The sequence below is a fragment of the Glutamicibacter sp. M10 genome (genome assembly GCF_025452055.1).
In the GTDB taxonomy this organism is placed as follows: domain Bacteria; phylum Actinomycetota; class Actinomycetes; order Actinomycetales; family Micrococcaceae; genus Glutamicibacter.
Genome location: NZ_CP104918.1, coordinates 1,565,214 through 1,588,866 on the forward strand (window position 1 = coordinate 1,565,214; position 23,653 = coordinate 1,588,866).

General features: G+C 55.1%; 27 protein-coding genes and 1 tRNA gene. 14 read left to right on the top strand and 14 right to left on the bottom strand.

Features of this window, described 5'->3' with window-relative positions:
* Positions 1-296: 296 nt before the first annotated feature.
* The 8 genes from N6V40_RS07675 to N6V40_RS07705 all read left to right on the top strand — a co-directional run bounded on the left by N6V40_RS07675 (position 297) and on the right by N6V40_RS07705 (position 5,410).
* The gene (locus tag N6V40_RS07675; protein WP_262199577.1) at positions 297-1,169 is read left to right on the top strand and encodes a DUF2797 domain-containing protein; all 873 of its coding nucleotides are present in this window, start codon (positions 297-299) and stop codon (positions 1,167-1,169) included.
* Between the two features lie 87 nt (positions 1,170-1,256).
* Positions 1,257-1,532 (top strand): hypothetical protein, encoded by a 276-nt coding sequence (locus N6V40_RS07680; protein ID WP_262199578.1) that lies wholly within the window; start codon positions 1,257-1,259, stop codon positions 1,530-1,532.
* 99 nt (positions 1,533-1,631) lie between these two features.
* Positions 1,632-2,078: an FAS1-like dehydratase domain-containing protein gene (locus tag N6V40_RS07685; protein ID WP_131088825.1), complete on the top strand. Its 447-nt coding sequence runs from the start codon at positions 1,632-1,634 to the stop codon at positions 2,076-2,078.
* A 2-nt stretch (positions 2,079-2,080) separates the two neighbouring features.
* Positions 2,081-2,521: a MaoC family dehydratase gene (locus N6V40_RS07690; RefSeq protein WP_131088824.1), complete on the top strand. Its 441-nt coding sequence runs from the start codon at positions 2,081-2,083 to the stop codon at positions 2,519-2,521.
* A 2-nt stretch (positions 2,522-2,523) separates the two neighbouring features.
* Positions 2,524-2,814, top strand: a complete 291-nt coding sequence (locus N6V40_RS17320; protein WP_315973790.1) for an MFS transporter — start codon at positions 2,524-2,526, stop codon at positions 2,812-2,814.
* Positions 2,799-3,725 (top strand): MFS transporter, encoded by a 927-nt coding sequence (locus N6V40_RS07695; protein ID WP_396268633.1) that lies wholly within the window; start codon positions 2,799-2,801, stop codon positions 3,723-3,725. The genes N6V40_RS17320 and N6V40_RS07695 overlap by 16 nt, the downstream gene beginning before the upstream one ends.
* Positions 3,726-3,778: 53 nt before the next feature.
* Positions 3,779-4,840: a UDP-N-acetylmuramate dehydrogenase gene (locus tag N6V40_RS07700; protein ID WP_131088822.1), complete on the top strand. Its 1,062-nt coding sequence runs from the start codon at positions 3,779-3,781 to the stop codon at positions 4,838-4,840.
* 45 nt (positions 4,841-4,885) lie between these two features.
* Positions 4,886-5,410, top strand: coding sequence for a GNAT family N-acetyltransferase (locus tag N6V40_RS07705; RefSeq protein ID WP_262199579.1), 525 nt, complete (start codon positions 4,886-4,888; stop codon positions 5,408-5,410).
* A 72-nt stretch (positions 5,411-5,482) separates the two neighbouring features.
* Here the strand turns inward: N6V40_RS07705 and asd are convergent, their stop codons facing one another.
* The 9 genes from asd to N6V40_RS07750 all read right to left on the bottom strand — a co-directional run bounded on the left by asd (position 5,483) and on the right by N6V40_RS07750 (position 13,854).
* A complete protein-coding gene (gene asd / locus N6V40_RS07710) occupies positions 5,483-6,601 on the bottom strand; it encodes an aspartate-semialdehyde dehydrogenase (RefSeq protein ID WP_262199580.1) in 1,119 nt (372 codons plus the stop codon).
* 112 nt (positions 6,602-6,713) lie between these two features.
* A complete protein-coding gene (locus N6V40_RS07715) occupies positions 6,714-6,941 on the bottom strand; it encodes an NF038396 family protein (protein ID WP_131088819.1) in 228 nt (75 codons plus the stop codon).
* Positions 6,942-6,948: 7 nt separating this feature from the next.
* Entirely contained in the window at positions 6,949-7,524 is a 576-nt protein-coding gene (locus tag N6V40_RS07720) for a dihydrofolate reductase (protein WP_131088818.1), read from the bottom strand.
* Positions 7,521-8,324 carry a thymidylate synthase gene (locus N6V40_RS07725; RefSeq protein ID WP_262199581.1) on the bottom strand — a complete coding sequence of 268 codons (804 nt, stop codon included), beginning with the start codon at positions 8,322-8,324 and terminating at the stop codon, positions 7,521-7,523. Before N6V40_RS07725 ends, N6V40_RS07720 begins: the two co-directional genes overlap by 4 nt.
* Positions 8,325-8,410: 86 nt before the next feature.
* A complete protein-coding gene (locus N6V40_RS07730; RefSeq protein WP_131088816.1) occupies positions 8,411-8,734 on the bottom strand; it encodes a GNAT family N-acetyltransferase in 324 nt (107 codons plus the stop codon).
* A gap of 128 nt (positions 8,735-8,862) precedes the next feature.
* On the bottom strand, positions 8,863-9,876 hold the full coding sequence (locus N6V40_RS07735; protein ID WP_315973791.1) for an NUDIX hydrolase: 1,014 nt from the start codon (positions 9,874-9,876) through the stop codon (positions 8,863-8,865).
* Complete coding sequence (locus tag N6V40_RS07740) at positions 9,876-12,092, bottom strand: RNA degradosome polyphosphate kinase (protein WP_262199582.1); 2,217 nt, start codon at positions 12,090-12,092, stop codon at positions 9,876-9,878. Before N6V40_RS07740 ends, N6V40_RS07735 begins: the two co-directional genes overlap by 1 nt.
* 85 nt (positions 12,093-12,177) lie before the next feature.
* Complete coding sequence (gene mshD / locus N6V40_RS07745) at positions 12,178-13,134, bottom strand: mycothiol synthase (protein WP_262199583.1); 957 nt, start codon at positions 13,132-13,134, stop codon at positions 12,178-12,180.
* 51 nt (positions 13,135-13,185) lie between these two features.
* Positions 13,186-13,854, bottom strand: a complete 669-nt coding sequence (locus N6V40_RS07750; RefSeq protein ID WP_131088812.1) for a winged helix-turn-helix transcriptional regulator — start codon at positions 13,852-13,854, stop codon at positions 13,186-13,188.
* A gap of 126 nt (positions 13,855-13,980) precedes the next feature.
* On the opposite strand from N6V40_RS07750, the gene N6V40_RS07755 reads away from it, so the two are divergent.
* The 3 genes from N6V40_RS07755 (at position 13,981) to N6V40_RS07765 (ending at position 16,698) form a co-directional block, all read left to right on the top strand.
* Positions 13,981-14,721 carry a hypothetical protein gene (locus N6V40_RS07755; protein ID WP_262199584.1) on the top strand — a complete coding sequence of 247 codons (741 nt, stop codon included), beginning with the start codon at positions 13,981-13,983 and terminating at the stop codon, positions 14,719-14,721.
* 277 nt (positions 14,722-14,998) lie between these two features.
* Positions 14,999-15,613, top strand: coding sequence for a heme-binding beta-barrel domain-containing protein (locus N6V40_RS07760; RefSeq protein WP_131088810.1), 615 nt, complete (start codon positions 14,999-15,001; stop codon positions 15,611-15,613).
* A 2-nt stretch (positions 15,614-15,615) separates the two neighbouring features.
* Positions 15,616-16,698 carry a CAF17-like 4Fe-4S cluster assembly/insertion protein YgfZ gene (locus N6V40_RS07765; RefSeq protein ID WP_262199585.1) on the top strand — a complete coding sequence of 361 codons (1,083 nt, stop codon included), beginning with the start codon at positions 15,616-15,618 and terminating at the stop codon, positions 16,696-16,698.
* 82 nt (positions 16,699-16,780) lie between these two features.
* On the opposite strand, the gene N6V40_RS07770 is transcribed toward N6V40_RS07765, so the two are convergent.
* The 4 genes from N6V40_RS07770 to N6V40_RS07785 all read right to left on the bottom strand — a co-directional run bounded on the left by N6V40_RS07770 (position 16,781) and on the right by N6V40_RS07785 (position 19,937).
* The gene (locus tag N6V40_RS07770) at positions 16,781-17,809 is read right to left on the bottom strand and encodes a 6-phosphofructokinase (protein WP_131088808.1); all 1,029 of its coding nucleotides are present in this window, start codon (positions 17,807-17,809) and stop codon (positions 16,781-16,783) included.
* A gap of 257 nt (positions 17,810-18,066) precedes the next feature.
* Positions 18,067-18,309, bottom strand: a complete 243-nt coding sequence (locus N6V40_RS07775; RefSeq protein WP_131088807.1) for a PspC domain-containing protein — start codon at positions 18,307-18,309, stop codon at positions 18,067-18,069.
* 40 nt (positions 18,310-18,349) lie between these two features.
* Complete coding sequence (locus N6V40_RS07780; RefSeq protein ID WP_131088806.1) at positions 18,350-18,598, bottom strand: hypothetical protein; 249 nt, start codon at positions 18,596-18,598, stop codon at positions 18,350-18,352.
* Positions 18,599-18,611: 13 nt separating this feature from the next.
* A complete protein-coding gene (locus tag N6V40_RS07785) occupies positions 18,612-19,937 on the bottom strand; it encodes a PspC domain-containing protein (RefSeq protein ID WP_262199586.1) in 1,326 nt (441 codons plus the stop codon).
* 126 nt (positions 19,938-20,063) lie between these two features.
* Between N6V40_RS07785 and N6V40_RS07790 the strand changes: the two genes are divergently transcribed.
* Both N6V40_RS07790 and N6V40_RS07795 read left to right on the top strand, forming a co-directional pair.
* Positions 20,064-21,329, top strand: a complete 1,266-nt coding sequence (locus N6V40_RS07790) for an ATP-binding protein (protein WP_131088804.1) — start codon at positions 20,064-20,066, stop codon at positions 21,327-21,329.
* Positions 21,326-21,994: a LuxR C-terminal-related transcriptional regulator gene (locus tag N6V40_RS07795; protein WP_131088803.1), complete on the top strand. Its 669-nt coding sequence runs from the start codon at positions 21,326-21,328 to the stop codon at positions 21,992-21,994. Before N6V40_RS07790 ends, N6V40_RS07795 begins: the two co-directional genes overlap by 4 nt.
* 80 nt (positions 21,995-22,074) lie before the next feature.
* Here the strand turns inward: N6V40_RS07795 and N6V40_RS07800 are convergent, their stop codons facing one another.
* A complete protein-coding gene (locus tag N6V40_RS07800; RefSeq protein ID WP_131088802.1) occupies positions 22,075-23,274 on the bottom strand; it encodes a pyridoxal phosphate-dependent aminotransferase in 1,200 nt (399 codons plus the stop codon).
* A gap of 272 nt (positions 23,275-23,546) precedes the next feature.
* On the opposite strand from N6V40_RS07800, the gene N6V40_RS07805 reads away from it, so the two are divergent.
* Positions 23,547-23,619, top strand: a tRNA-Trp gene (locus N6V40_RS07805).
* Positions 23,620-23,653 lie beyond the last annotated feature (34 nt).

The following is a 23,653-nucleotide window of genomic DNA, read 5'->3' on the forward strand; positions in this document are numbered from 1 at the left end:
TAGAAATCGTAAATCACCTCTACATGTTGTGGCTATGTCAAAGGACATGAGCGCTCTCTATTTCAAGGTTAGGTCAGCAGTCTAAGAATTTGGCCAGAAGACCTCGGGAATCTATCGGGGACTAGTACTTGCTGGCCTCGATTGGGGGAGCAAAGCACAAGTACTTTGAGCTGTATGGTTCCTTGCTGGTGGCCTAAGGTTGGAAGGGCTACTTCAGAAAGGTCTTGATGGAATTCCCCAGCGCTTCACGGCAGCTATGTCATGGCATTAGCTTCTCTCAGCATGAACCCGCGCCCATGCTTCGACTGCGCACAGCTGACCAGTGGAAGACCGAATATCTTGAGTTGAACCGCTCGCTGAGCATGGATGTCGGAGAACTGAAGTTTTGCCTGGGCTATATCACTATGAATCGTGATGGTTCCCGCAACACCTTGCCATGCCCCAAGACCAAAGCACTACGCACCGGCACCCAATGCGATAGCTGCCGCCGGTTAGACCACTCCAAGTTCATGCACCAGTTCCATAAGACCGGGGAAGCCCCGGAGGGAATGCGCAAATACCTTGAACAGCCGCACTTCCTCTACGTCGCTAGTTTTGCCCATGGTGCGACCAAGGTTGGAACTACTTCCACACAGAGCAAGTGGACTCGACTCGCTCAGCAGGGCGCCGTCATAGCGCGCTATATTGCTCGCGCCAATGATGGTACAGCAATTCGTGTACTTGAAGATCTGGTCACCGTGCACGTTGCGCTCACCCAACAAGTCCGGCAGAAGTCCAAAATCAAGGGACTGGTGAGTTGGGAATTGGACCTAGCGCAGCTTGATGAGATCAACGAGCAAGCCGCTAGCAAAGCCCGTGACTTCCTCGGGGCACAACGCGGGCTGGATACCTATGGTGTTGAGCTTCGTGATGAGCTCTGGGAACAACCGGCCTTTGCCCACCCGGTCATTGAAGCGTGGAATTCCCGCACGCTACACGCCTGGAATTCTGCACTGCCCGGTGCCACCGCGGACCTGCGCATCAGAGGGGTCTTAGGTCAAAGCATCATGGCCGATAGCGGGGAAGGCACCACCCTACGACTGCTAGATGCTGCGGAACTAAAAACACGTGAAGTTCAGTTGCGACAGCAGTATGGAGAATTCAAAGAAGAACAGTCTGCATTGTTCTAAGCTTTGACGTTTAGCTGTCAGTGGAGTCACGAGAAAATACCGTTGTTCCAATGAGTCCTGCGAGGTGAGCTGAACTAGACTTGAGTTATGACCAATACTCCCTGGGAAGCTGCCTCACCGCGCTATAAGAAGCTCGTCTTTACTGCCATGGCAATCATGGGAGCAGGCATCATCCTTGCGATTATCGGCGCAAACATTCCATCTTTGCCAACGGTATACACCGCAATCGGAATCATGTTTGTAGGCATGCTTTGCCACATCGCAGGAATGGTTGTCAGGGCCAAAGACACCCGCCAGTGGCGCGTTGAGAATGGACTGGCAGCCCCACGGAAAGCCAAGAGCTCAGCCCGCGAAGGCCAGTAGAACTCAGCAAGAGTCAAGAATCGTTGATGATGCGCTGAATCCTGGCGCACCGTCGTTGCAGCACGTCATTTTCTGTTACACCAAAGTTCAGGAGAATCCATGGGCATCAATCCCGACCTGGTGGGGCGCGTTTTCCCTGCTGGAGAGTCCTACCACGTAGGACGCGAAAAGATCCGCGAGTTCGCTACGGCTACCAAAGCAACCTCGCCGGCACACTTCAAAGTGGAAGAAGCGCAGAAGCTGGGTTACAGCGATGTAGTCGCGCCCCCAACTTTTGCCATCATCGTCGCCCAGCGTGCCGATGCGCAGCTGATTGCAGACCCAGCGTCGGGCATTGATTTCTCGCGTGTTGTCCACGCGGATCAGCGCTTTACCCACCACCGTCCGATTGTGGCTGGCGATGAGCTGATTGCTGAGCTGTATGTAGATCAGGTACGTGAGATGGGTGCCGGTGCCATGATCACCACCCGCGCTGAAATCTCCAGCATCTCTGGCGAAAAGGTCGCCACTACCGTTTCGTCGCTACTGGTACGAGCTGAGGACTAAGCATGATTGAATTCGAAACTCTTGAAAAGGGAACCGTCATCGGTTCCCACACCGTCAAGGTCAACCGTGCGGACCTCGTTCGTTATGCCGGGGCCTCCGGAGACTTCAACCCGATCCACTGGAATGAACGCTTCGCCAAAGAAGTAGAACTTCCATCGGTAATTGCTCACGGCATGTTCACCATGGGTTCAGTGGTTGACCTCGTCTCACAATGGGTAGGAAACCCAGGAGCGATCATCGACTACCAAACACGCTTCACCAAGCCGGTAGTAGTTGAAGACCCAGAGGGTAGCAACCCAGCTGACTACGAGGGCACCAGCATTTTTGTTGAAGGCAAAGTTGGCGCGCTAGATGACGAAAAGCGCACAGCACGCATCGACTTGGCCGTTACTGCCAATGACAGCAAGGTACTGCTCAAGTGCCAAGTTGTGGTGCAGCTCTAAAGATGCCCCTATCCGGTAATGCGCAACCGTCGGTAATACACTGGCGCAACGCACTGATGGCCGCCTACCTGGCCAGCGGTCTACTGATTTCCGCCTTGGTATCGCGACTGCCAGCAGTACGCGACGCACTGGACCTTGACCACGCCACTGTCGGGTTGCTCTTGCTCTGCATGAGCGCAGGATCCTTCCTGTCCGTCTCGGTTTCCGGTCAACTAGTGTTGCGCCTCGGCGCAGCCAACGTGATGCGCATTGCCGCCACCCTCAGCGGTGCTTCCTCATCCTTGTTGGCGTAAGCACCGGCGTCTTTGGCAGTGCCGTTGCCACCGGTGTCTTCCTGTTCACCCAGGGGCTCGGATCAGCCTCATGGAATGTAGCCTCTAACGTCCAGGGCGCAGTGATGGAACGCGCACTGGGCAAGAGCATCATGCCGGCGTTGCATGGCTTCTTCTCCATCGGCACCGTGATTGGCGCAGGCCTCGGCGCGCTAGCAGCCCATATGGGGCTGCCGTTGCAGTACCACTACCTGCTCATGGGTCTGATCATTGTCGGCACTGTTCTCTACAGCTCCCGATTCTATGGTGAAGATTTCAGCCGTACCCCGAGAACCTCCAGCGGCCCGTCGCTGTCGCGTGCATGGAAAGAACCACAAACCGTCCTGCTGGGCATCTTGGTCTTGGGCATGGCGCTCGCCGAAGGTGCAGCAGGGGACTGGGTAGCTCTTGCCCTGGCAGATGGTTATGGAACCAGCGAAGCCACCGGAGCCGTGGGCTACGGTGTATTTGTCACCGCCATGACGCTGACTCGTTTGCTCTCCGGTGACTTGATCTTGCGTCTGGGACGAGTCATCATGATTCGGGCCAGCGCCATCTGTGCCTTTGTTGGCGTTCTGATCTTTGCCTTTGGCCATAACCTTCCGCTGGCGTTTGCCGCGCTGGTGGTCTGGGGCATTGGTGCTGCACTGACCTTCCCACTGGCCATGAGCGCAGCATCGGATGACCCACTGCATTCGGCAACCCGAGTAGCTGTGGTATCAACCATTGGCTACGGCGCCTTCTTGGGCGGCCCGCCGCTATTGGGCTTGTTGGCAGGGGCGATAGGTCTGTTGCCAGCCTTGGGTTCAATTTCCCTGCTGATCGTTCTGGCCTTTATGCTTTCCAAAAACACTGCCGGATACCCACAAGACGAAAAACGCACCGATAACTAGACTGTTGCCTTGGCGTGCAGCAATTGCCTCGACACTGAAAGTACCTTGAATCAATGCTGAAGAATCTGACTACCACCCGCGTGGGTGGACCGGCAAACCAAATGCTTACCGCCACCAGCGAAGCCGAACTGGCGCAAGCCGTTGCTGCCGCCGACAGCGCAGGCCATAACGTCCTGCTCATTGGCGGTGGCTCTAACTTGGTGATCAGCGATGAAGGCTACGCCGGCGTGGCCGTGCAGATTGCCACCCGCGGTTTGCACCTCGATGAGCAACCTAACGGCAAAGTTTTGTTGCGCGCTGCCGCCGGTGAAAGCTGGGACACGACGGTGGAGTTCAGCCTAGTTCAGGGTCTGAGCGGGCTGGAAGCACTGTCTGGCATCCCGGGCAATGCTGGGGCCACTCCGGTACAGAACGTTGGCGCCTATGGCGCAGATGTTTCTCAGTCACTGGCGTGGGTGCGAGTTTATGATCGGCAGACCAGCCAGGTGCTCAAGATGCAGAATGCAGAACTTGAGTTTGCCTACCGTGATTCGCTGATCAAGCGCACCAGCAACAACGGATCCCCACGTTACGTAGTGCTCGAAGTTGCGTTCTTGCTTGAACGAGATAGCCAGTCTGCGCCTATTCGGTACGCTGAGCTAGCCCGTCAACTTAATGTAGAGCCAGGTGAGCGCGCCGATGCCTTGTCGGTACGCCAGCGAGTTCTTGAGCTACGCCGGTCCAAGGGCATGGTCTATGACCCAAAGGATGCTGATTCGCACTCCACCGGGTCATTCTTCACCAACCCCATCGTTGAAGCTTCGGTACTGCAGAGCTTGCCGGAGAATGCGCCAAACTATCCAGTGGCTCAAGAAGGCTTTGTAAAGCTGTCGGCTGCCTGGCTGATCGACCAAGCCGGATTCACCAAGGGCTATGGCTTGGAGGGCACCTATGGGTTCTCGGTGGCTCAGGGGCGTGCCTCACTGTCTACCAAGCACACGCTGGCCATCACCAACCGTGGCGAGGCCAGTGCCAACGACATCGTTGCCATTGCGCGTGCCGTGCAGGCCGGTGTTAACGAACGCTTTGGCATTATGTTGGTCAATGAACCGTTGCTGATTGGTCTTGAGCTCTAAGCCACTGCACTAACGGATATCAAAACCTTACCGAGGAGTGTTGGCATGGCTGAGCTATCGCTACGAAAACTAACTGCTGAAGATATTGATCTACTAGAAGAGCAATTTCAATCTGTTCAGGGTGCTGGCGAAGCTCAATGGTTCGGGTTTTGGGACACGACCAAGCTGCGCACCAGGCTGGACCAAGATCAATTCATTGGCAGCAACGATGGCGCTTTGGCCATCTGTCTGGGGGAGCGCACCATCGGCAAGGTCGATTGGTTCACAATCACCAACTGGGGCCGCGCCAACACCTCCGCGTGCTGGGAAATTGCCATTGGTATTTTTGAGCCGTTCCGTGGCCAAGGTTTTGGTACGCAGGCGCAGCGCTTGTTGATTGATTACTTGTTTGCCCACTACCCAAGGCATCGAATCCAAGCCACGACAGCGTTGGAGAACACTGCTGAACGTAGGTGTCTTGAGAAGCTTGGCTTCCACCAAGAGGGAATCATTCGCCAGGCGCAATGGCGTGCAGGAGCCTGGCACGATCAGGTCATCTTCTCGGTATTACGTGATCAGTGGTCCAGCTAGACGCAAAACAAAGCACGGTCCGGAACAATTGTTCCGGACCGTGCTTTTTGTATGAGGTCTTTTACTCCGGGATTAGAGACGGCCCTGAGCGATAGCCAGCATACGACGTAGGGGCTCAGCAGCTCCCCAGAGCAGCTGGTCACCGACGGTGAACGCCGAGATGTACTCTGGACCCATTTCTAGCTTGCGGATACGTCCCACAGGGATATCCAAAGTACCTGAAGCAGCCACTGGGGTTAGCTGATTCATGGTTGCTTCCTTTTCATTAGGAACAACCTTGGCCCACTGGTTATCTGCAGCCAGCAAGGATTCGATCTCAGCTTCTGGCAGATCTTCCTTGAGCTTCAAGGTCAGTGCCTGCGAGTGTGAACGCATCGCACCGATGCGCACGCACAGTCCGTCCATGATGATGTTGTTCTCGCCTGAGGTCTGCAGAATCTTGTTGGTTTCTGCGCCGGCTTTCCACTCTTCGCGGGACTGGCCATTGCCCAAGTCCGCGTCGATCCAAGGGATGAGGGATCCACCGAGGGGAACACCGAACTGGGCAGCGTCCAAGCCACCGCGTTGGGTTTCAAGAACCTTGCGGTCAATGTCCAAGATGGCGCTTGCAGGGTCAACAAGTTCAGAAGCTACCGACGCGTTGATGTCACCGAACTGGTTGAGCAGTTCGCGCATGTGGCGTGCTCCGCCGCCGGAAGCTGCCTGGTAGGTCATGGCGGTGCCCCACTCAACCAAGTTGTTCTTGAACAAGCCGCCCAAGCCCATCAGCATGCAAGAAACGGTGCAGTTACCGCCCACAAAGTCCTTGACGCCGGAGGCTAGGGACTGGTCAATGACATTGCGGTTAACTGGATCCAAAACGATGACCGAATCATCATTCATGCGCAGCGTCGAGGCTGCATCGATCCACAGGCCGTCCCAGCCGGACTTACGAAGCTCAGCGTGGACTTTTGAGGTGTAGTCCCCACCCTGTGCGGTGACGATAATCGGCAGCTTGGACAGGGTCTGGATGTCATAAGCATCCTCTAAGGCCCCGGCTCCTTCAGCGAATGCTGGGGCCTTGCCGCCGGCATTCGAAGTCGAGAAAAACACCGGATCAATCTGAGCAAAGTCGCCCTCGTCAACCATGCGCTGCATCAGCACGGAGCCGACCATGCCACGGTAACCTACAAAACCAACAGATGAAGTCATGTATCCATCGTAGGGGCGTTTGGCCAACGGAGCCCGGTTCGTTACAGGAGTTAAAGCAGAATCACACCCAAGCCCCAGAAGGGTTCAGGTGTGATTGTGTACAGCAAAAGTTTTACTTTTCCTCAAGTGCTCTCTTGCGATTATTGATCGCCCACACTGCCGCGAAGATGAATATCTGTGCCGGCACCAGTAGGAGGATCAGGCCAAGAATCTTGTAGCCACCTAAGACCATGAAGAATCCCAATACCGCAACAACAAGCGCCAGGAGTGGGAAGAGCATGTAGCCCAAGACGAAGAGCGCCTCGGGGTGTGCCTTAAGCTCGCCAATGTATTTTTTCATGGGTGTATTAGTCCTTCTGACGCAGCCAGGTTTCAAAGCGGTATCGGGTTCCGCTGGAGGAGACGTGCCATTCGGGTTCTGTCGATTCAACCGAAGGGTCGCTGGTTCCCATAACAAAGTCTTTAGACAGCACCGGAGCAGAAGTATCACCTGCCGGATCTACATCCAGCTTGGTAATCACTGCAACGTCCAGCATGGACAATGCTTGGGCATAAACCTTGCCACCACCGATGATCCAGACTTCTTCTCCGCCCTTGGCCTCACGGGCCAAAGTCAGTGCCGTTTCGAGGCTAGTTGCTACGACGGCGCCTTCGTTGCGAAGTTGCTCGTGAGCCTCAGCCTGACAGGTTAAGACAATGTTGGTGCGCCCTGGCAGTGGACGGTACTTGGCAGGAAATGAATTCCACGTAGCTCGTCCCATAATGACCGGATGACCGGCGGTGACGCGCTTGAAGTGTGCCAAGTCTTCGGGCACGTGCCATGGCATGGAGCCTTGGTCACCAATAATCCCGTTGTTTGCTTGGGCCCAGATAGCGCCGAGCATTGGTTCAAGCTGGTTCGCGTGGCGTGACTCTTGGGTCATACGGCGACTTTTCCCTTGATCGTCGGGTGGTGCTGATAATCGTTGATGCTGAAGTCTTCAAGCGTGTAATCGAAAATCGACTCAGGCTTTGAATTGAAGCTCAACGTTGGGTATGGGTAAGGATCGCGGGACAGCTGTTCCTTCACCTGCTCCAAGTGGTTGGTGTAGATGTGAACGTCACCGCCGGTCCAAATGAATTCACCGGGTTCAAGATCCAGCTGCTGTGCGAGCATGCAGGTGAGTAGCGCGTAGGACGCAATATTAAAGGGAACGCCCAAGAACATGTCTGCACTGCGCTGATATAGCTGGCAGGAGAGCTTGCCGTCCGCGACGTAGAACTGGAAGAAGACGTGGCAAGGAGGCAACGCCATGTTCTTGATTTCCGAGACGTTCCAGGCCGAGACGATGTGCCGGCGGGAGTCTGGGTTGTTGCGTAATGCGTCGACCAGTTCAGAGATTTGATCGATGTGGCCACCGTCTGGGGTTGGCCAGCTGCGCCACTGTACGCCGTATACCGGGCCGAGTTCACCGTCTTCATCGGCCCATTCGTTCCAGATGCGCACGCCGTTGTCCTGCAACCACTGCACATTGGATTCCCCGCGCAGGAACCACAGAAGTTCAGCTGCAACGGACTTAAAATGTACGCGCTTGGTGGTGACTAGCGGGAAAGAATCCTGAAGATCAAAGCGGATCTGGCGACCAAAGACGGAAAGAGTTCCAGTCCCGGTGCGGTCTTCTTTAGACGTGCCGTTTTCCAACACGTCTTTGAGCAGGTCTTCGTATGGGGTCGCGATGTTCACGCACCCAAGTTTAGTTCACCATGTCCTCGGCGGGAACATCCGCCGAGGATGAGAAGCATCGCAGAGCCCAAAGGCAGAGACCAAAACTAGCCGGGCTGAACCACCATGTCGTTGTATTCCGGATAGCGGCGCAGGTAATCCTGCACGTAGCTGCACTCCGGAATGATCTTCAGCCCTTCATTTCGGAATCGATCCAAAACCAAGGTGACTAGAGCACGGGCATAACCGCGGCGACCAAACTCTTCATTCACAATCGTGTGCTGGATGGTGACCACATCATCTTCTTGGTGGTAACCAATGAATCCAACGAACGTGGAACCATGCCAAAGCGAAAAACGGCCTCGGCTTGCGTCATGGTCAAGGCGCAGACCGTGGTGAACAACTTTGTCAGTTGGCTGCTGGGCAGTCATGGCGATACCTCGTTTTCCGATGCGTGTGAAGTGCTTAGTACAGTCTTAGCCCTAATCGGAGCCAGATGCAACGGGTTTGGGTACTTCATCCGGGTACAGCAAAGCCCGGCAAAAATTGCCGGGCGAAGCTAGCGACTAATCGTGGTAAGGCACGTGGATTTCAAAGGACACCATGCGTGGCTTTGCTCCAGCAACCTGATGGGCCACGATGATTGATCCGGGTTCCAGATAAGGATCCACCGTGGGTAAGGCCTTGGCCAGTTCCGGTGTGGAGTTCTTAGCGAGAACTTCCAAGACAAATGGCAACACCGGTCGGTGAGTACAAATAGCTTGAGAACGGTACTTATTAAAAGCTTCTGCACCGCCTTGCGGGCGCGTTCGGGGTGACGTGTGGCCGCGTGTTCGGTCAGTGCCTTGACGTTCCTCATCTTCATTGCGTGCAAGGCCGCGTAGGGAGCCAGCGTCTGAACGCAACGAACCCACGGCGAGGTGGCAATGAACGCTGGCTGCCACGCTTCAAGCATGCGCGAAACGGCCTGAGCCTGACGTCGTCCGGTGGCCGCCAAAGGGCGTTCACCTTCCTCTTTGGTCCAGTTGCCTCGTGGTTTGGCCTTGGCATGGCGGACAATCAACACCGGTTGGGCGTTGAGCGTCTCGTTCTTATGTGCCTTAGCCAAATCTTCCAGTGGTTGTGCATCGGTCGGGTTGGTCAACATTTCCCGAGCCTTCTTCACGCTCATCCACTTGGTCTCATCGCATTCACCACCGTCGGGCTGAATAACAGTCAGTGGATCAGTCTTGGCTGCCCAGTAATAGACAACTTTTGACTTGTTCTTGACCGAGTAAGCCGTCGCCGAGAGCGGAATGCCCAGAGCAATGCGAAGACCAATTTCCTCACGTACTTCACGGATAGCGCATTCAGCAATGGACTCACCCGGATCCAGCTTGCCCTTAGGCCAGGACCAATCGTCATACTTTGGACGATGGATGAGCAAAACCTGAAGTTTTCCATCAAGGATCCGCCAAGGGATCGCGCCCGCAGCGATGATTTCATAGTCGCCGAGGGAAATTTCATCGGCATCTACTGAGCGGATAATTTCACGAACTCTGGCATGAGGATCGCGCAGTTCAAGCTCGGCCACTAGCTGTTACGCCCACTATTGCGACGGCGGGCATGCTCTTCGATGAGCCAGAACTGAACATCGGTCAGTGGGTTGCCTTCTTCATCCTGAGAATAGCGAATCCATTCCCCATTAGAGTTCAGGTGCCATGAAGCGGTCTTGTCATCCATGTACAGGCCAAGCTGGTGGATCAAGTCATCCACGTCTTCTTGGTTGCGCAAAGACACCAAGGCCTCAACTCGGCGGTCCAAGTTGCGGTGCATCATGTCTGCAGAACCGATGTAAACCAGTGGCTCTCCGGCGTTAGCAAACATGAAGACGCGGCTGTGCTCAAGGAAGCGGCCCAAGATGGAACGCACCTGTATATTATCGCTGAGTCCAGGCACTCCGGGGCGCAGTGCACAGATGCCACGGACAATGACTTCAACCTTGACGCCGGCTTGGCTGGCTCGGTACAGAGCGTCAATGATGACTTCATCAACGATCGAGTTGACCTTGATGACTACCTTGGCGTCAGTGCCGGACTTTGCGTTGGAGATTTCATTCTCGATATGCGTGAGCAAACCGGTGCGCACCGAACGAGGGGCAACGAGCAAGCGGCTGTAGGTTGAGCGTGGTGCATAGCCAGACAGCTGGTTGAACAGCTTTGAAACGTCTTCACCTACGGCGTCATCACAGGTGAGCAAGCCGAAGTCTTCATAGTATCGGGCAGTGCGTGGGTGGTAGTTACCGGTACCGATGTGGCAGTAGCGGCGCAGCTTGTCACCCTCACGACGCACTACCAAGGACAGCTTGGAGTGAGTCTTCAACCCGACAATGCCGTAAACCACGTGCACGCCAGCCTGTTCCAGTTTCCTGGCCCAGCTGATGTTGGCCTGCTCATCAAAGCGGGCCTTGATTTCTACCAATGCCAGAACCTGTTTGCCTGCTTCTGCAGCATCAATCAAGGCATCAACGATCGGTGAATCACCACTGGTGCGGTACAAGGTCTGCTTGATGGCCATGACCTTAGGGTCAGCGGCAGCCTGTTCCAAGAACGCCTGGACACTGGTGGAGAATGAATCGTAAGGGTGGTGCAGCAAAATGTCGCGGCGACGCACAGCAGCAAAGACGTTGGCGGCCTTGGCCGTCTCCGACTCGTTCAGGTAGCGGGAGGTGTGTCCCATGTGCTTTGGGTAGTGCAGCTCTGCGCGATCCAGTGAGGCGATGACGCCGAGACCACGAAGATCGAGGGGAGCAGGTAGTTTGAAGACTTCGTCTTCCTCAACGCCCAGTTCCCTGGTCAGCAACTCCATGATTTCGGAGTTGATGTCATCAGCAACTTCCAAACGAACCGGTGGGCCAAAGCGACGACGCAGCAATTCCTTCTCGAGAGCCTGAAGCAGGTTCTCGGCGTCGTCTTCTTCAACTTCCAGATCCTCGTTACGAGTCACACGGAAGAAGTGGTGCTCCACGATTTCCATGCCTGGGAAGAGCATCTCAAGATGCACTGCAATGAGCGCTTCGAGCGGAATGAAGCGAGCGGTCTTGTGCGAAGAATGCGCTGCGCGGGTGCCATCAATGCTGATCAAACGAGCAATGGTATCGGGCACCTTAAGTCGGGCAAAGAGCTGCTTGCCGGTCAAAGGATTGCGTACAACCACAGCAAGGTTTAGCGACAAGCCGGAGATGTAGGGGAACGGGTGAGCTGGGTCAACGGCCAGTGGGGTGAGCACCGGGAAGACCTGGGAGACAAACCATTTGGAAAGAATGTCGTGCTCACCACCGGAAAGCTGATCCCAGGTGGTGATGCGGATGCCGTGCTCAGCGAGGTCTGGAGAAACCGCCTCGGAGAAGACGTTAGCGTGGCGGGTCTGCAATGCGTGAGCCGAAGAGAGCAACAATTCCAGTTGGTCTACTGGGCTCATGCCGTTAGGTGCGGGAACCGCGAGCCCGGCTGCAATACGACGCTTGAGGCCAGCGACGCGAACCATGAAAAATTCGTCAAGGTTGGAAGCAAAAATCGACAGGAAGTTCACGCGTTCAAGCAACGGCAAGGTGGTGTCTTCAGCAAGTTCTAAAACGCGGGCGTTGAAGTGCAACCAGCTGAGTTCACGGTCAAGGAATCGCTCGTTGTGGAACTCGCCGTCCAGCTGTAGAGCCGGAATGACTTCAGCGGGTTCAATTCTGTCCTCATTAACTTTGGAGGAGGGAACATCGCTTAGACGAGGAGTAGTTTCCTTGGGGGAGCTAGTCATCTGCTGAACTCATTTCTTCTTGCGAGTAGATGTCAAAACACCTTGTGAAGGCGGTCCCAGTTAGTACATGGGACCGCCAGTATCACTAGTCTATCGGCTGCGGGCCGTACATAATGTCTGCATCCCAAAGTGTGAAGCCAAGGGAGCGGTAGAGCTTGACGGCTGCTTCATTTTCGGCATCAACGTAGAGAATGACCGCGTCCACGCCCTGCTCTAAAAGGTAGTTGATTCCGGTGGTGGTTAGTGAGCGGCCGAGGCCCATGCCCTGGGCTTCGGGAACAACACCAACAACGTAGACCTCGCCGGTAGGGCGGATGGATTCACCGGAGGTCTGATGGATCTTGGTCCAGTGGTAGGCGACGAGCTTCTGCTCTGCATTAAATGCCAAGAAGAAGCCGGAAGGGTCAAACCAATCTTCGGCCATTCGTGCTTCGAGGTCACCAAGGGTCAGCGAGCCCTGCTCTGGGTGATGTACAAAGGCCTGCGAATTGGATTCGAGCCACGCTGGTTCATCTTCTCCAACGCGGAAGGAACGAACGCTGATTCGGCGATCAACCGGGGCTTCTTCGAGGAAGTCGGTACCTTCGCGGCGCATACGGTAAAGCTCACGCACGCGGCTCATGCCAATACGCGAGGCAAGCTTCTTAGCGGCTTCATGATCTCCGTGCGCCCATGCCTGAGCCTGGGGCAAATCGATCAGTTCGCTGAGCTTGGTGAGCAGCGCACGACCAATTCCGGTTTTACGGTGATCGGGATGCACTACTACTTCCAGTACCCATGGCTGGTCGGCGGCTTCGCGCACAACTACGGCAATACCGGCGAGCACTGATTCTGTGCCTTCGCCAACTTCTGCCAGCAGGGTAATGATATTTTCACTGGCATCATCGGCCGCTAGAGCGACCAGAGTCTGGTCGCTCAGCGGCGGATTGCCATCAACGTTTAAGGAGTCTTTAGCAAGCTGGCGTACGTCACTTAGCGTGCGCTCATCAAGCTCGTCAGATACTTGGTGAATCGATACTGTGGTCTGTGGCAGTTCACTCATATCTTCACGATAGTCGGTAAAGGAATGAACCCGCCATAAATTAGCTGAAAGTTATGATTCGGTATGGAAACGGTAGCCGACGTTACGAACTGTTCCGATGAGTTGTTCGTGATCAGTGCCCAATTTGGCGCGCAGGCGACGAACGTGAACGTCCACCGTGCGAGTGCCTCCGTAGTAGTCGTAGCCCCAGACCTCGTGCAGCAGCTGCTCGCGGGTGAAGACTCGACCAGGGAACTGAGCTAGGTACTTGAGCAGCTCAAATTCCTTGTACGTCAGATCCAACATGCGGTTATCAATCCGAGCCGTGTAGCTGAGCTCATCGATGCGCAGTCCCGTGGTGTTTTCGGCAGCCACCGGTGCTACTGATGCTTCTGGGATCGCTGCGAGCATCAGTCGGATGCGAGCATCAAGTTCAGCCGGAATAGCCGAAGGCAAAAGGAAATCAGCGGCATGCCATTCGGAATTCAAAATACCCAACGCGCCTTCACTGACAACCAGCAGTAGCGGAAGGTGCAGGTTTGCATGCAGGATCTGTGCCAGCGAACGGGCTGGAATCAGGTCGGTGCGAGCGTCCAAAATGACAGCGTCACATTCTGGAACCTGACTCAGCGATTCGGTGGTTGCAGGAAGGAAAGAAATCTCATGCAGTAGTAATTCGAGCGCGGGAAGAACTTCGGCCGCGTTTTCGGCATGATTGCTAAGTAGCAGTAGGTGGGCCAATAGGTCGTCCTCCTACCAAGTTGTTGCGAATAAATGATCTTTACGTGTCACAGTATAAGGAAAGAATCACTTGAATCATGCATGTGAACACGCAGATGCAGACACATTACCGTCAGGAAACTTAGTTTGAGAATCAAAGTCTTATTGTGCGGGTTCGTCGCTGCTGCCCTATTGGCCGGGGCTGCAAGCCTTTCGACACTGTCGTGGCCGATGGGTCTCGTGACCGCAATATTACAGCTGATTTTTGCGTTCACTTGGCCTCGAATGGTCCGCTCCGATGCACCGTGGCCCATTTCAATCATCATTGCTATTTGTTCACTGGCGGCCACCTCCGCGACGCTGTTTATGCCCGGATCCTCTGTGATGTCACACGGTGTGGAAGTCATCGCGGTGGGCGTACTGCTGGTGTTTATCTCTCAGGTTCTTCGCGGTGCGGAGGCCGAAGGACGGCTAGCTGGCGTGGTCTCAGGAGTCACCGGCATGGTGCTTGGCGTCTTGGGATCAGCTTGGTCTGCCAGCGCCGAAGTTTCCTACGGTTTTGGCATCGCGGTCGTGACGGTCAGTGCATTGTTGGGCGCCGGAGCCATTGTGGTCACCCGCCTTCCTAACCGCATCACCATGATCCTGGCACCCTTGGTGGCAGTTGCCTTGGGAGCTGCGGCCAGCGCTCTACCGGTAGACATTCTGTGGTACCAAGGTGCCGCTATGGGACTGATTGCCGGACTTCTTGTCGGCTCATTACGAGCGCTGGCATTGGCCAGTCGAAGTGTGCGCAACCTCAGCGGAATTCTGGGGCTGTCCTCGGGAATCATCTTGCTCAGCGGTGCTTCGAGTTGGTACGTCATGGAAGTTTTGGCGTTCATCTAGAAACGAAATGAAACAACTGAGTGCGGGCTACGTCACGCGTGTCGAAGTTCTCCTCGGTATCGCGCTAAGATGAAGCCATGAATGAAAATTATCTTGCACTCGAAATTTTCTTCCAGGCACTCGTTGTGATCGCCGGTCTTGGTATGGCGGGCTTTGCAGGCTTGGTAGTAAAGCGTCTCTTCCAGGGTCAGAAGTAGGTCAAAAGCAAAAGCAGCGCACACAATAACGTGTGCGCTGTTTTTCATTTCACCAATGAATTAGAGGAAGCGAGTAGTCCATGGCATTTGATCTCCCAACGGACCTCACCCCGGAACTAGTACCTTTCGCTTGGCTCATTGGCACCTGGGAAGGTGCGGGCCGACTAGGCGACGGCGAAGCCGAGGACGAATACTTTTGGCAACAAGTCACCTTCCGTGATGTTGGTGCCCCCTACCTTGAGTACCGTAGCGAAGCATGGCTCACCGAAGCCGACGGAACTAAGCTACGAATCCTTGCCGTAGAAAACGGCTTCTGGTCCTTGGATCGCAAGCAGCAAGAAGCTGATGCAGGCCCTGGCATGACTCCGGGGGATATCTTCCCCGTGTTGCGTTCAGCTGACGACGTTCAGAAGTTGCACACCGATGAGGGCTTCAAGATTCAGGCGCACATCGTGCACCCAGGTGGGCTTTCTGAGCTGTACTACGGACTCATTGATGGCCCACGCATTCAGCTGGCCACCGAAGGACTGCTACGCAGTAAGAACGCCAAAGAATATGCTTCCTCAACCCGCATCTACGGGTTGGTTAACGGTGAACTGTTCTGGCGCTGGGATGTATCCCAAGGCAATCTTGATCTGAAAGCTCACGCTTCGGCCGCGCTCAAGCGCGTGAATACTGAAAACTCGGTGAAGTAGATATGAGCGAAACTTACCGCTCGGTCTTGCTCTCACGTGCTGGCGCCATTGAAGCCGGCGGTGTCGATGCCGGCGTTGCTGGGCACTATGGTGCGCCTACTCGTGAAGCCCGCAAGCTGGCTGAAGGTCAGGCCATTGCAGACCTGAGCCACTTTGATGTTCTCGAAATTCGTGGCGAGGACCGCGCGAGCTGGCTTGATACGCTCAGCACTCAGCGGATCACAACGCTCAAGCCAACGCAGAGCACCCAGACTTTGTTGCTTTCAATTCAGGGCCGTGTTGAACATGAGATGAAGGTGCTGGCTGACCAGGACCGTCTAGTGCTCATCGTTGAACCTGGTGCTGGAGCAGCCCTGGAACAGTTCTTGAATTCGATGCGCTTCATGCTGCGAGTAGAGGTTAACAACCTTTCGGCAACGCACGGAGTGCTGGCTGCAACTCGTCAGATCCCTACTGCGTCATCCCTCGTTTGGGTAGATCCTTGGCCTGGCGTTGTCGACGGTGGTTGGGCGTATTCACGCGAAGACCACCCGGGCAAGGACCGTCCGTGGTTGTTGCATGTGGTTGCTCTTGATCAGCTTGAACAGGCCGTAGCCGAGGAAGAACTAGCTGGCATGATGGCTGTTGAATCCTTGCGCATTGCCGCCTGGGAACCACGCTTTGGTGCAGAGATTGACGAGAAGATCATCCCGCATGAACTGGACTGGTTGCGCACTGCTGTGCACCTAGAAAAGGGTTGTTACAAGGGTCAGGAAACCGTGGCCCGAGTACACAACATTGGGCATCCACCACGTCGTGTTGTCTTCTTGGACCTTGACGGTTCGCTGCACACGCTTCCGTCCACCGGTGCTGAGGTCAAGCTGGGGGAGCGGACCGTTGGTCACATCACCTCAGCCACCCTGCACTATGAAGCCGGTCCCATTGCCTTGGCCGTGATCAAGCGAAATGTGGATCCGGATTCCGTACTGACTGTTGTTGACGGTGAAACCAACTACCCAGCAACCCAGGACGTCATCGTGACTCCTGATGCTGGACAGGTCGCTGGACGCTTTACCGGCTTCCTGCGCACCCCTCCACAGGGCTAGTACTGCCAACGCAACATCCGAATATAGGTGAGGCCGAGAATGCAATGCATTCTCGGCCTCACCTATGTTCTAGTGCTAAAGATTATCCGAAGAGTACTGCTGCTTCTTCGTAGCGATCCATTGGCACACGCTTAAGGTTATTGAGCGCAGCACGCAGTGGCACACGCAGCACCTTGGTGCCGTGCAGAGCCACCATGGTGCCCCATGCGGTCTCGTTGACCGAGTCAACTGCAGCCATGCCCAAACGGGTAGCCAGTACGCGGTCAAAAGCGGTAGGAACGCCACCACGTTGGATATGACCCAAGACGGTAGCGCGGGTTTCAATTCCGGTGCGTTCTTCAATGACCGGGGCAAGCATCTCGCCGATGCCGCCGAGGCGTGCACGGCCGAAGGTATCCACACCACGCACCGAGAAGGCCTCTTCCATTCCCTCAGGAACAAAGCCTTCCGCGACAACTACCAACGGTGCACGTCCACGTTCGTGAGCTTCTGCAACCCACTCGCAGATCTGTTCCATCGGGGTAGCAACCTCGGGAATCAAGATGGCGTGAGCACCTGAAGCCATACCGGCGTGCATGGCAATCCAGCCAACGTGGCGGCCCATTACTTCGGCCACCATGCAACGGTGGTGGGAGTCCCCGGTAGTACGCAAACGGTCGATAGCTTCTACGGCGATCTGGTTAGCGGTATCAAAACCGAAGGTGTAGTCGGTGGCGTCCAAGTCATTATCGATGGTCTTGGGAACACCAACAATTGGCAGACCTTCAGCGCAGAGGCGCTGAGCGCCAGCCAAGGTACCTTCGCCGCCAATGGCGATCAAAGCATCAATGTTGTTTTCTTTGAGTACGCGAGAGATGTTTTCAGCTCCGCCTAGCTCACCTTCAAAAGCGTTGGTGCGTGAGGTGCCCAAGATGGTGCCACCCTGCTTGGCGATGCCTCGAACGGCGGTGCGTGGAAGTTCGAAGAAGTCGCCTTCCTTAACTCCGCGCCAGCCGTCCCGGAAACCTACGAATTCGTAGTCGTAGCTCTTGATGCCGTTGAGTACGGCACCGCGGATCACAGCGTTAAGACCTGGGCAGTCTCCGCCTGAAGTCATGATTCCAACGCGCATTGGGCCTCGCTTCGTAAAGATTGGAAAGCCTCGTGCAACAAGCTGGGCGCAGTTTCGTTGAAACGTTGCTAGAGCAACAAAGATTTCCATTGGGATGTCAAATAATTGCCGCGCGTCTTTGAGCATCAATTCTGCATGACAGTCTACGTGCTTAAAGCCACAAGGGCGAGTTGCAAGTCACCGAAATGACCGCGTCTCGCCCTTATTTTGAAGCTATGCAAGTGAAATCCGCGAAACATTGCGGAAATCTTGGCTGCTCAGAACTTGCGTAACCAATTCTGCAAAATGATGCTGTCGTCCTGTGCAGGAATCAAGATCCACGCAACGATGTATGCGGCGATGCCAATGAAGGGCAACAAGAATGAGAGCAACAGGCCGATTCGCACCAAGGTGACGTCCCAGCCAAACTTGTCAGCAATGCCACCGGCGATACCGCCGGCCATACGCGATGGTCCGCGGCGTAGTGGCATTGCGCGAAGGGAATTGAAGAACTTGTCCATGGTCGAGCTCCTTAGAGTTGAGGTTCGTGAGGTTGAAGAGTTACAGGTTTGGGTCAGTTGGTGCTGGGATCTCGGTTTCGCGTTGGCGTCGTTTCCCAGCGGAGGAAAGTCCTGAAACGATCATCGCAAGTCCGGCGAAGGCCACCACGATAATGAAGAACAGTGGCATGTCCAAACTCCAGTTCAACATTGTGCGACTGAGCGTTGCGATGGCCACGACAATCAAGATCAGCCCGAAGACCAGAGTTCCAGTGGGGAACTTTTTGGCTAGATGAGAATCAGTGCTCATGGTTGTTCACTCCTTAGGAGTCTGGGTTCGTGTTGGTGGATGAAGTTGAGGTGACCACTTGCGTGTCATAGGCCGAGAATAGGCCATCAACCTCAACGGTTAGTAAAGGTGCATCCGCTGGGAAGTCGCGATTATCCTGAGGCAGTTCCCCATCCATCTGGGAATTAAAGACCCCGTCGCTGGTGATCTGCACTGGCACATCAGAGGGAAGTTTCAAATCGAGTCGGGAGAAGACTGAATCGATCTTCACTGTCGTCGGAGAAGTGATGGAATTCAGGTGGGTCAGATCCACATCCGACTTACTGAACACGGCACTGTATTCATTGCTTGATTCTTCTGACCGAACAACTTCTCGGTCCGAGGTTCCAAACGCTGATCCCGACAAGACTATGGTGAGCACCAGCAACGGAACGGCGATACCGTGCAGCCCGCCGGTGGTGCGTCCAGCTACCGCGGCCAGAACAATGGCGAGGCCGGTGATCAACAAACCCACTGCCAGTGCCACACCCCAGCCAGCTCCTGGAAGTTGTACGAAGTTTAGGTAGTCTGCACACAGCACTGCGGCCATCACCAGGACAACTAGCCCGATGACTGTGGTGGAGAGCCAACCGGGAATTGGCTCAGCCAGACGTGTCTTACGCATCGCTTTTTGCTTTGCGCTCTGGTGTGTATAGGGGTGGGTGTAAGCCGACTCGGGACTGTACGAATAGTCGTAGCTATAGCTGTTGCCTGAAGGCTCAGACGGTCTCGGTGCCATGACTTCCTCCTGATCAAAATTCTCAGTAGTGGATCCACCCGGAGCTGCGGCGGCACTGCTGCTGAAACTCTGGGTGTCATCACGCCACGTTTTCTCCATGGCGGTTGTGTGTGCTGTTTTATCCGTGGAGTTCTTCGCCGCCCGTGGCTTATGAGGCCGAGGCTTATCGAACTTCGTGTTCTTTCGACTGAAAATAATGAACAAGACCGCCGCCGCTATGGCTATAGGCCACACGACCGGTGTCACGGAATCCAAGATCCACTGAGCGGGAAAGATGCCTAAGAAAACAACAATCGTTGCCCCAGTCATCCCGCTGGTCCAGTCCTTCTTCATCGCTTGCTCTAGATGGATTCGTCCCTGCTCATCTGGCAGCAACGCCCAGGCCAAACCGTAAATGATCAACCCCAGGCCACCGAGGAAGCTGAGCACAACAACGATGCCACGCGCCAAGATCACGTCGATCTTGAAGTAATCTGCTATTCCCGTAGCGACGCCACCAAGCCACCGTGATTCCTTGCGGATAAAGGGTGACTTGCCCAGCTGGATAAAAAAGCCTCGACGCCCGGACTCCGAATTGTTCATGCTTCTATGTTCTCGTGTGATCACCGCTCACCGCTATGAGGGGATACCCTGAATTTGCCCTAGGGGTCACCCTAGATGTGCTGATCAAACACCAAAAGTCGTGCATAACGTGCTTGACTTAGAACTATGGAAAGTCCCGAACGAAGCCTCTTGGTGCGCAGCGAGAAGCGTATGATCGCTGGCGTCAGTGGTGGGCTCTCAGCGCATTTGGGTATTCCGCTGAACTATGTACGCTTGGGCTTTATCGCACTGACCGCTCTCGGGGGAATCGGCGCAGTCCTTTATGCATGGCTCTGGGTATTTGTGCCCAGCGCTGAAGAAGCGCAAGCCGATGAAATCCGTTCCTGGGGTACCCGCACGCGCAGCTTGGCCGAGGAGATGACTCGGGTACAGCAGGGGATTTTCCGTTCACGCGAGGGCTTGGAGACAAACTCTTCGTGGCGCGAGATTCTTATCGGTAGCGGGCTGCTGGTTCTTTCGGTGCTCGCGCTGGCTCAATGGTCCGGATGGAATATTCGCTGGGATCTGATCTGGCCGGGCATTGGAATTCTTGCCGGAATTCTTTTGGCTTGGTTGCAACTTGATGAGCAAGCGACGCAAGCGGCCAAGAAAAACTCCCGCCCGGTTCTGATCCGCATGGGTCTAGGGCTGATTCTGGTGATCGGTGGACTGCTGACCATCCTCAGTGGCTCGGTGGGAATCTCAGATTTGCTCGGAGGCATGTGGGCCGCATTGGCCATTATTGCCGGGGCAGTTATCGTTCTCTTGCCTTGGGGTACTCGGCTCTGGCGCGACTTCCTCGCGGAGCGCAGTTCACGTCAAGCAGCCGCGCAACGTGCAGAATTTGCTGCCCACTTGCACGACTCGGTGTTGCAAACTTTGGCCGTGATCCAAAAACGCAGTGATGACCCGGCCGCAGTCAGGACCTTGGCAAGGATCCAAGAACGTGAATTACGTCAGTGGCTCTATGGCAACCAAGACCTAAACGATGAAGATGTAGTAGTTGAAGTCCAACATGAAGCCAATGACATTGAGCAGTTACTGCTGCGCGACGTTGAAGTCATTGCTGTGGGCAATGCTCAAGGCTTTGACGGTCAGCAAGCATTAGTGGCGGCCGCCAGGGAAGCGATGATGAATGCTGCCAAACATGCCGAGGGAAAGATCTCGGTGTATCTGGAGTGTTCTGAAGAATCCGTGGAAGTCTTTATCCGTGACCGTGGGGAAGGCTTCAACGTAGAAGATGTTCCCGAGGACCGTCACGGCGTCCGCGAATCAATTATTGGCCGCATGCAGCGCGCGGGTGGAACAGCGCAGATACGAAGCAGTGAAACTGGGACCGAAGTGCAGCTGAGCATGCCACGAAGCACAACGCAGGAAGAACAAACATCATGAGCATCGAGAACAGTACTCAGAGCTATCGCGTAGTCCTGGTGGACGATCATGCAATTTTCCGTTCTGGACTCAAAGCAGATCTTGCCAGTGATATGCAGATCGTTGGTGAAGCTGGAACCGTTGAAGAAGCCATTGCCGTGATCACCGAGAAACAGCCAGACGTGGTTTTACTGGACGTGCACCTTCCCGGTGGGCGCGCTGGTGGGGGAGCCGAGGTTCTGAAAAATTGCGCCGACCTACTGGGCACCACCAAATTCTTGGCGCTGAGTGTTTCTGATGCCGCTCAAGATGTGGTGACCGTGATTCGTGCTGGCGCCCGAGGCTATGTCACCAAGAGCATCTCGGGGGCTGACATCTCTGATGCCGTGCGGCGTGTAGCTGCTGGAGATGCCGTCTTTTCGCCACGTTTGGCTGGCTTTGTCCTTGACGCTTTTGGCAGTAGTACGGCGGTATCCGAGATTGATGAAGAGCTAGATCTGCTCTCAGACAGAGAACTACAGGTGATGCGCCTGATTGCTCGTGGCTACAGCTACAAGGAAGTTGCAAAAGAACTGTTTATCTCGGTCAAGACCGTAGAATCACACGTCTCTAACGTTTTGCGCAAACTACAGCTTTCCAACAGGCATGAACTGACCCGTTGGGCAGTGGACCGCAAGATCCTCTAATACCTAGCTTCAGCAGATGCACCAAGGGCGGGGTACCAAGCAATGCTTGGTACCCCGCCCTTGTGTAGTGACTCGATCAGTTACTTCGCGTCACCCAAAAGATTGGCCAGACGCGCAACACCCTCGGCAAGATCCGCGTCACCCAGTGCGTAGGACATGCGGATGTAGCCGGAAGGACCAAAAGCTTCACCCGGAACAACGGCAACTTCAGCCTGTTCCAGAATGAAGGCAGCCAGCTCGGCGCTGGTGTTGTTAACAACGCCACGGATTTCGCGACCGAGCAGGCCACGAACATCCGAGTAAGCGTAGAACGCACCCTCAGGAGTTGGGCAGTGCAGTCCGTCAATAGCGTTCAGCCCTTCAACGATCGCCAAGCGGCGACGGTTAAAGGCAGTCTTCATTTCGTTCACTGCATCTAGTGGTCCGGCAACAGCAGCTAGTGCAGCGCGCTGGGATACGTTGGCCACGTTGGAGGTAGCGTGCGACTGCAAGTTGGTAGCAGCCTTGATGACATCGGCTGGACCGGCCATCCATCCCACACGCCAACCGGTCATAGCGTAGGTCTTAGCAACACCGTTGAGGATGACCACGCGGTCTTCAAGCTCTGGAGCCAAAGTAGCAATGGAGCTGAAGCTTGCATCGCCATAGGTCAGGTGTTCATAGATTTCGTCGGTGACAACCCACAAGCCCTTGGACGCAGCCCACTGGCCGATCTCGCGAACCTGCTCAGGTGAGTACACGGCGCCGGTTGGGTTTGAAGGAGAAACGAACAGCAATACCTTGGTGCGTTCGGTCAATACCGATTCGAGCTGCTCGATGGTGACCTTGTAGCCCTGTTCAGGACCGGCAAAGATCGATACTGCCTTGCCACCGGCCAGCTGGATTGCTTCAGGGTAGGTGGTCCAGAACGGAGCAGGGACGATCACTTCGTCTCCTGGATCCAACAAGGTGGCGAAGGTGTTGTATACGGCCTGCTTACCACCGTTGGTGACCAGTACCTGGGATGCAGAGATCTCGTAGCCGGAATCGCGCAGTGTCTTTGCGGCAATTGCTTCACGCAATTCTGGCAGACCGGCTGCGGGGGAGTAGCGGTGGTTCTTTGGATCAACTGCAGCCTTGAGCGCAGCGTCAACAATGTAGTCAGGCGTTGGGAAGTCAGGCTCACCGGCACCGAACCCGATGACTGGGCGTCCTGCGGCTTTCAAGGCCTTGGCCTTGGCGTCCACTGCAAGGGTCGCGGATTCAGAGATGGCGCCGATGCGGCGTGAAATACGAGACATGTAAAAGTTCGTCCTGTTGGTTATGGGGAGAGCTGTTAAAACCAAGTTTAGTTCCCCATGTGCAAGATTCTCAGAGCGTGAGTGAAAATGACATAAACACACTGACGCCAGCCGCTGTTCCATGCGTTCTGCGCCACACCGAGGGTTGTCAGTTCGACAATTGTGATTTCGTTGCGTAAAGTTATTTCTCGTTGCTCTGACATTGCAGCGGATCAGCCCAAGGGTTTCATCCGGTACGATGTTCTAAGTAATCAGAGCTGAGAAAAGCTCGAAGGGTAGTGGCGCAATTGGTAGCGCAGCGGTCTCCAAAACCGCAGGTTGCAGGTTCGAGTCCTGTCTGCCCTGCGCAGTAGCGATTTATCGCTCAGCGAATTATCTC

Coding starts and splice junctions, on each gene's coding strand:
- N6V40_RS07675 (WP_262199577.1), top strand. CDS start 297: ATGCTTCGACTGCGCACAGCTGACCAGTGGAAGACCGAATATCTTGAG.
- N6V40_RS07680 (WP_262199578.1), top strand. CDS start 1,257: ATGACCAATACTCCCTGGGAAGCTGCCTCACCGCGCTATAAGAAGCTC.
- N6V40_RS07685 (WP_131088825.1), top strand. CDS start 1,632: ATGGGCATCAATCCCGACCTGGTGGGGCGCGTTTTCCCTGCTGGAGAG.
- N6V40_RS07690 (WP_131088824.1), top strand. CDS start 2,081: ATGATTGAATTCGAAACTCTTGAAAAGGGAACCGTCATCGGTTCCCAC.
- N6V40_RS17320 (WP_315973790.1), top strand. CDS start 2,524: ATGCCCCTATCCGGTAATGCGCAACCGTCGGTAATACACTGGCGCAAC.
- N6V40_RS07700 (WP_131088822.1), top strand. CDS start 3,779: ATGCTGAAGAATCTGACTACCACCCGCGTGGGTGGACCGGCAAACCAA.
- N6V40_RS07705 (WP_262199579.1), top strand. CDS start 4,886: ATGGCTGAGCTATCGCTACGAAAACTAACTGCTGAAGATATTGATCTA.
- asd (WP_262199580.1), bottom strand. CDS start 6,601: ATGACTTCATCTGTTGGTTTTGTAGGTTACCGTGGCATGGTCGGCTCC.
- N6V40_RS07715 (WP_131088819.1), bottom strand. CDS start 6,941: ATGAAAAAATACATTGGCGAGCTTAAGGCACACCCCGAGGCGCTCTTC.
- N6V40_RS07720 (WP_131088818.1), bottom strand. CDS start 7,524: ATGACCCAAGAGTCACGCCACGCGAACCAGCTTGAACCAATGCTCGGC.
- N6V40_RS07730 (WP_131088816.1), bottom strand. CDS start 8,734: ATGACTGCCCAGCAGCCAACTGACAAAGTTGTTCACCACGGTCTGCGC.
- N6V40_RS07740 (WP_262199582.1), bottom strand. CDS start 12,092: ATGACTAGCTCCCCCAAGGAAACTACTCCTCGTCTAAGCGATGTTCCC.
- mshD (WP_262199583.1), bottom strand. CDS start 13,134: ATGAGTGAACTGCCACAGACCACAGTATCGATTCACCAAGTATCTGAC.
- N6V40_RS07760 (WP_131088810.1), top strand. CDS start 14,999: ATGGCATTTGATCTCCCAACGGACCTCACCCCGGAACTAGTACCTTTC.
- N6V40_RS07765 (WP_262199585.1), top strand. CDS start 15,616: ATGAGCGAAACTTACCGCTCGGTCTTGCTCTCACGTGCTGGCGCCATT.
- N6V40_RS07770 (WP_131088808.1), bottom strand. CDS start 17,809: ATGCGCGTTGGAATCATGACTTCAGGCGGAGACTGCCCAGGTCTTAAC.
- N6V40_RS07775 (WP_131088807.1), bottom strand. CDS start 18,309: ATGGACAAGTTCTTCAATTCCCTTCGCGCAATGCCACTACGCCGCGGA.
- N6V40_RS07780 (WP_131088806.1), bottom strand. CDS start 18,598: ATGAGCACTGATTCTCATCTAGCCAAAAAGTTCCCCACTGGAACTCTG.
- N6V40_RS07785 (WP_262199586.1), bottom strand. CDS start 19,937: ATGAACAATTCGGAGTCCGGGCGTCGAGGCTTTTTTATCCAGCTGGGC.
- N6V40_RS07790 (WP_131088804.1), top strand. CDS start 20,064: ATGGAAAGTCCCGAACGAAGCCTCTTGGTGCGCAGCGAGAAGCGTATG.
- N6V40_RS07795 (WP_131088803.1), top strand. CDS start 21,326: ATGAGCATCGAGAACAGTACTCAGAGCTATCGCGTAGTCCTGGTGGAC.
- N6V40_RS07800 (WP_131088802.1), bottom strand. CDS start 23,274: ATGTCTCGTATTTCACGCCGCATCGGCGCCATCTCTGAATCCGCGACC.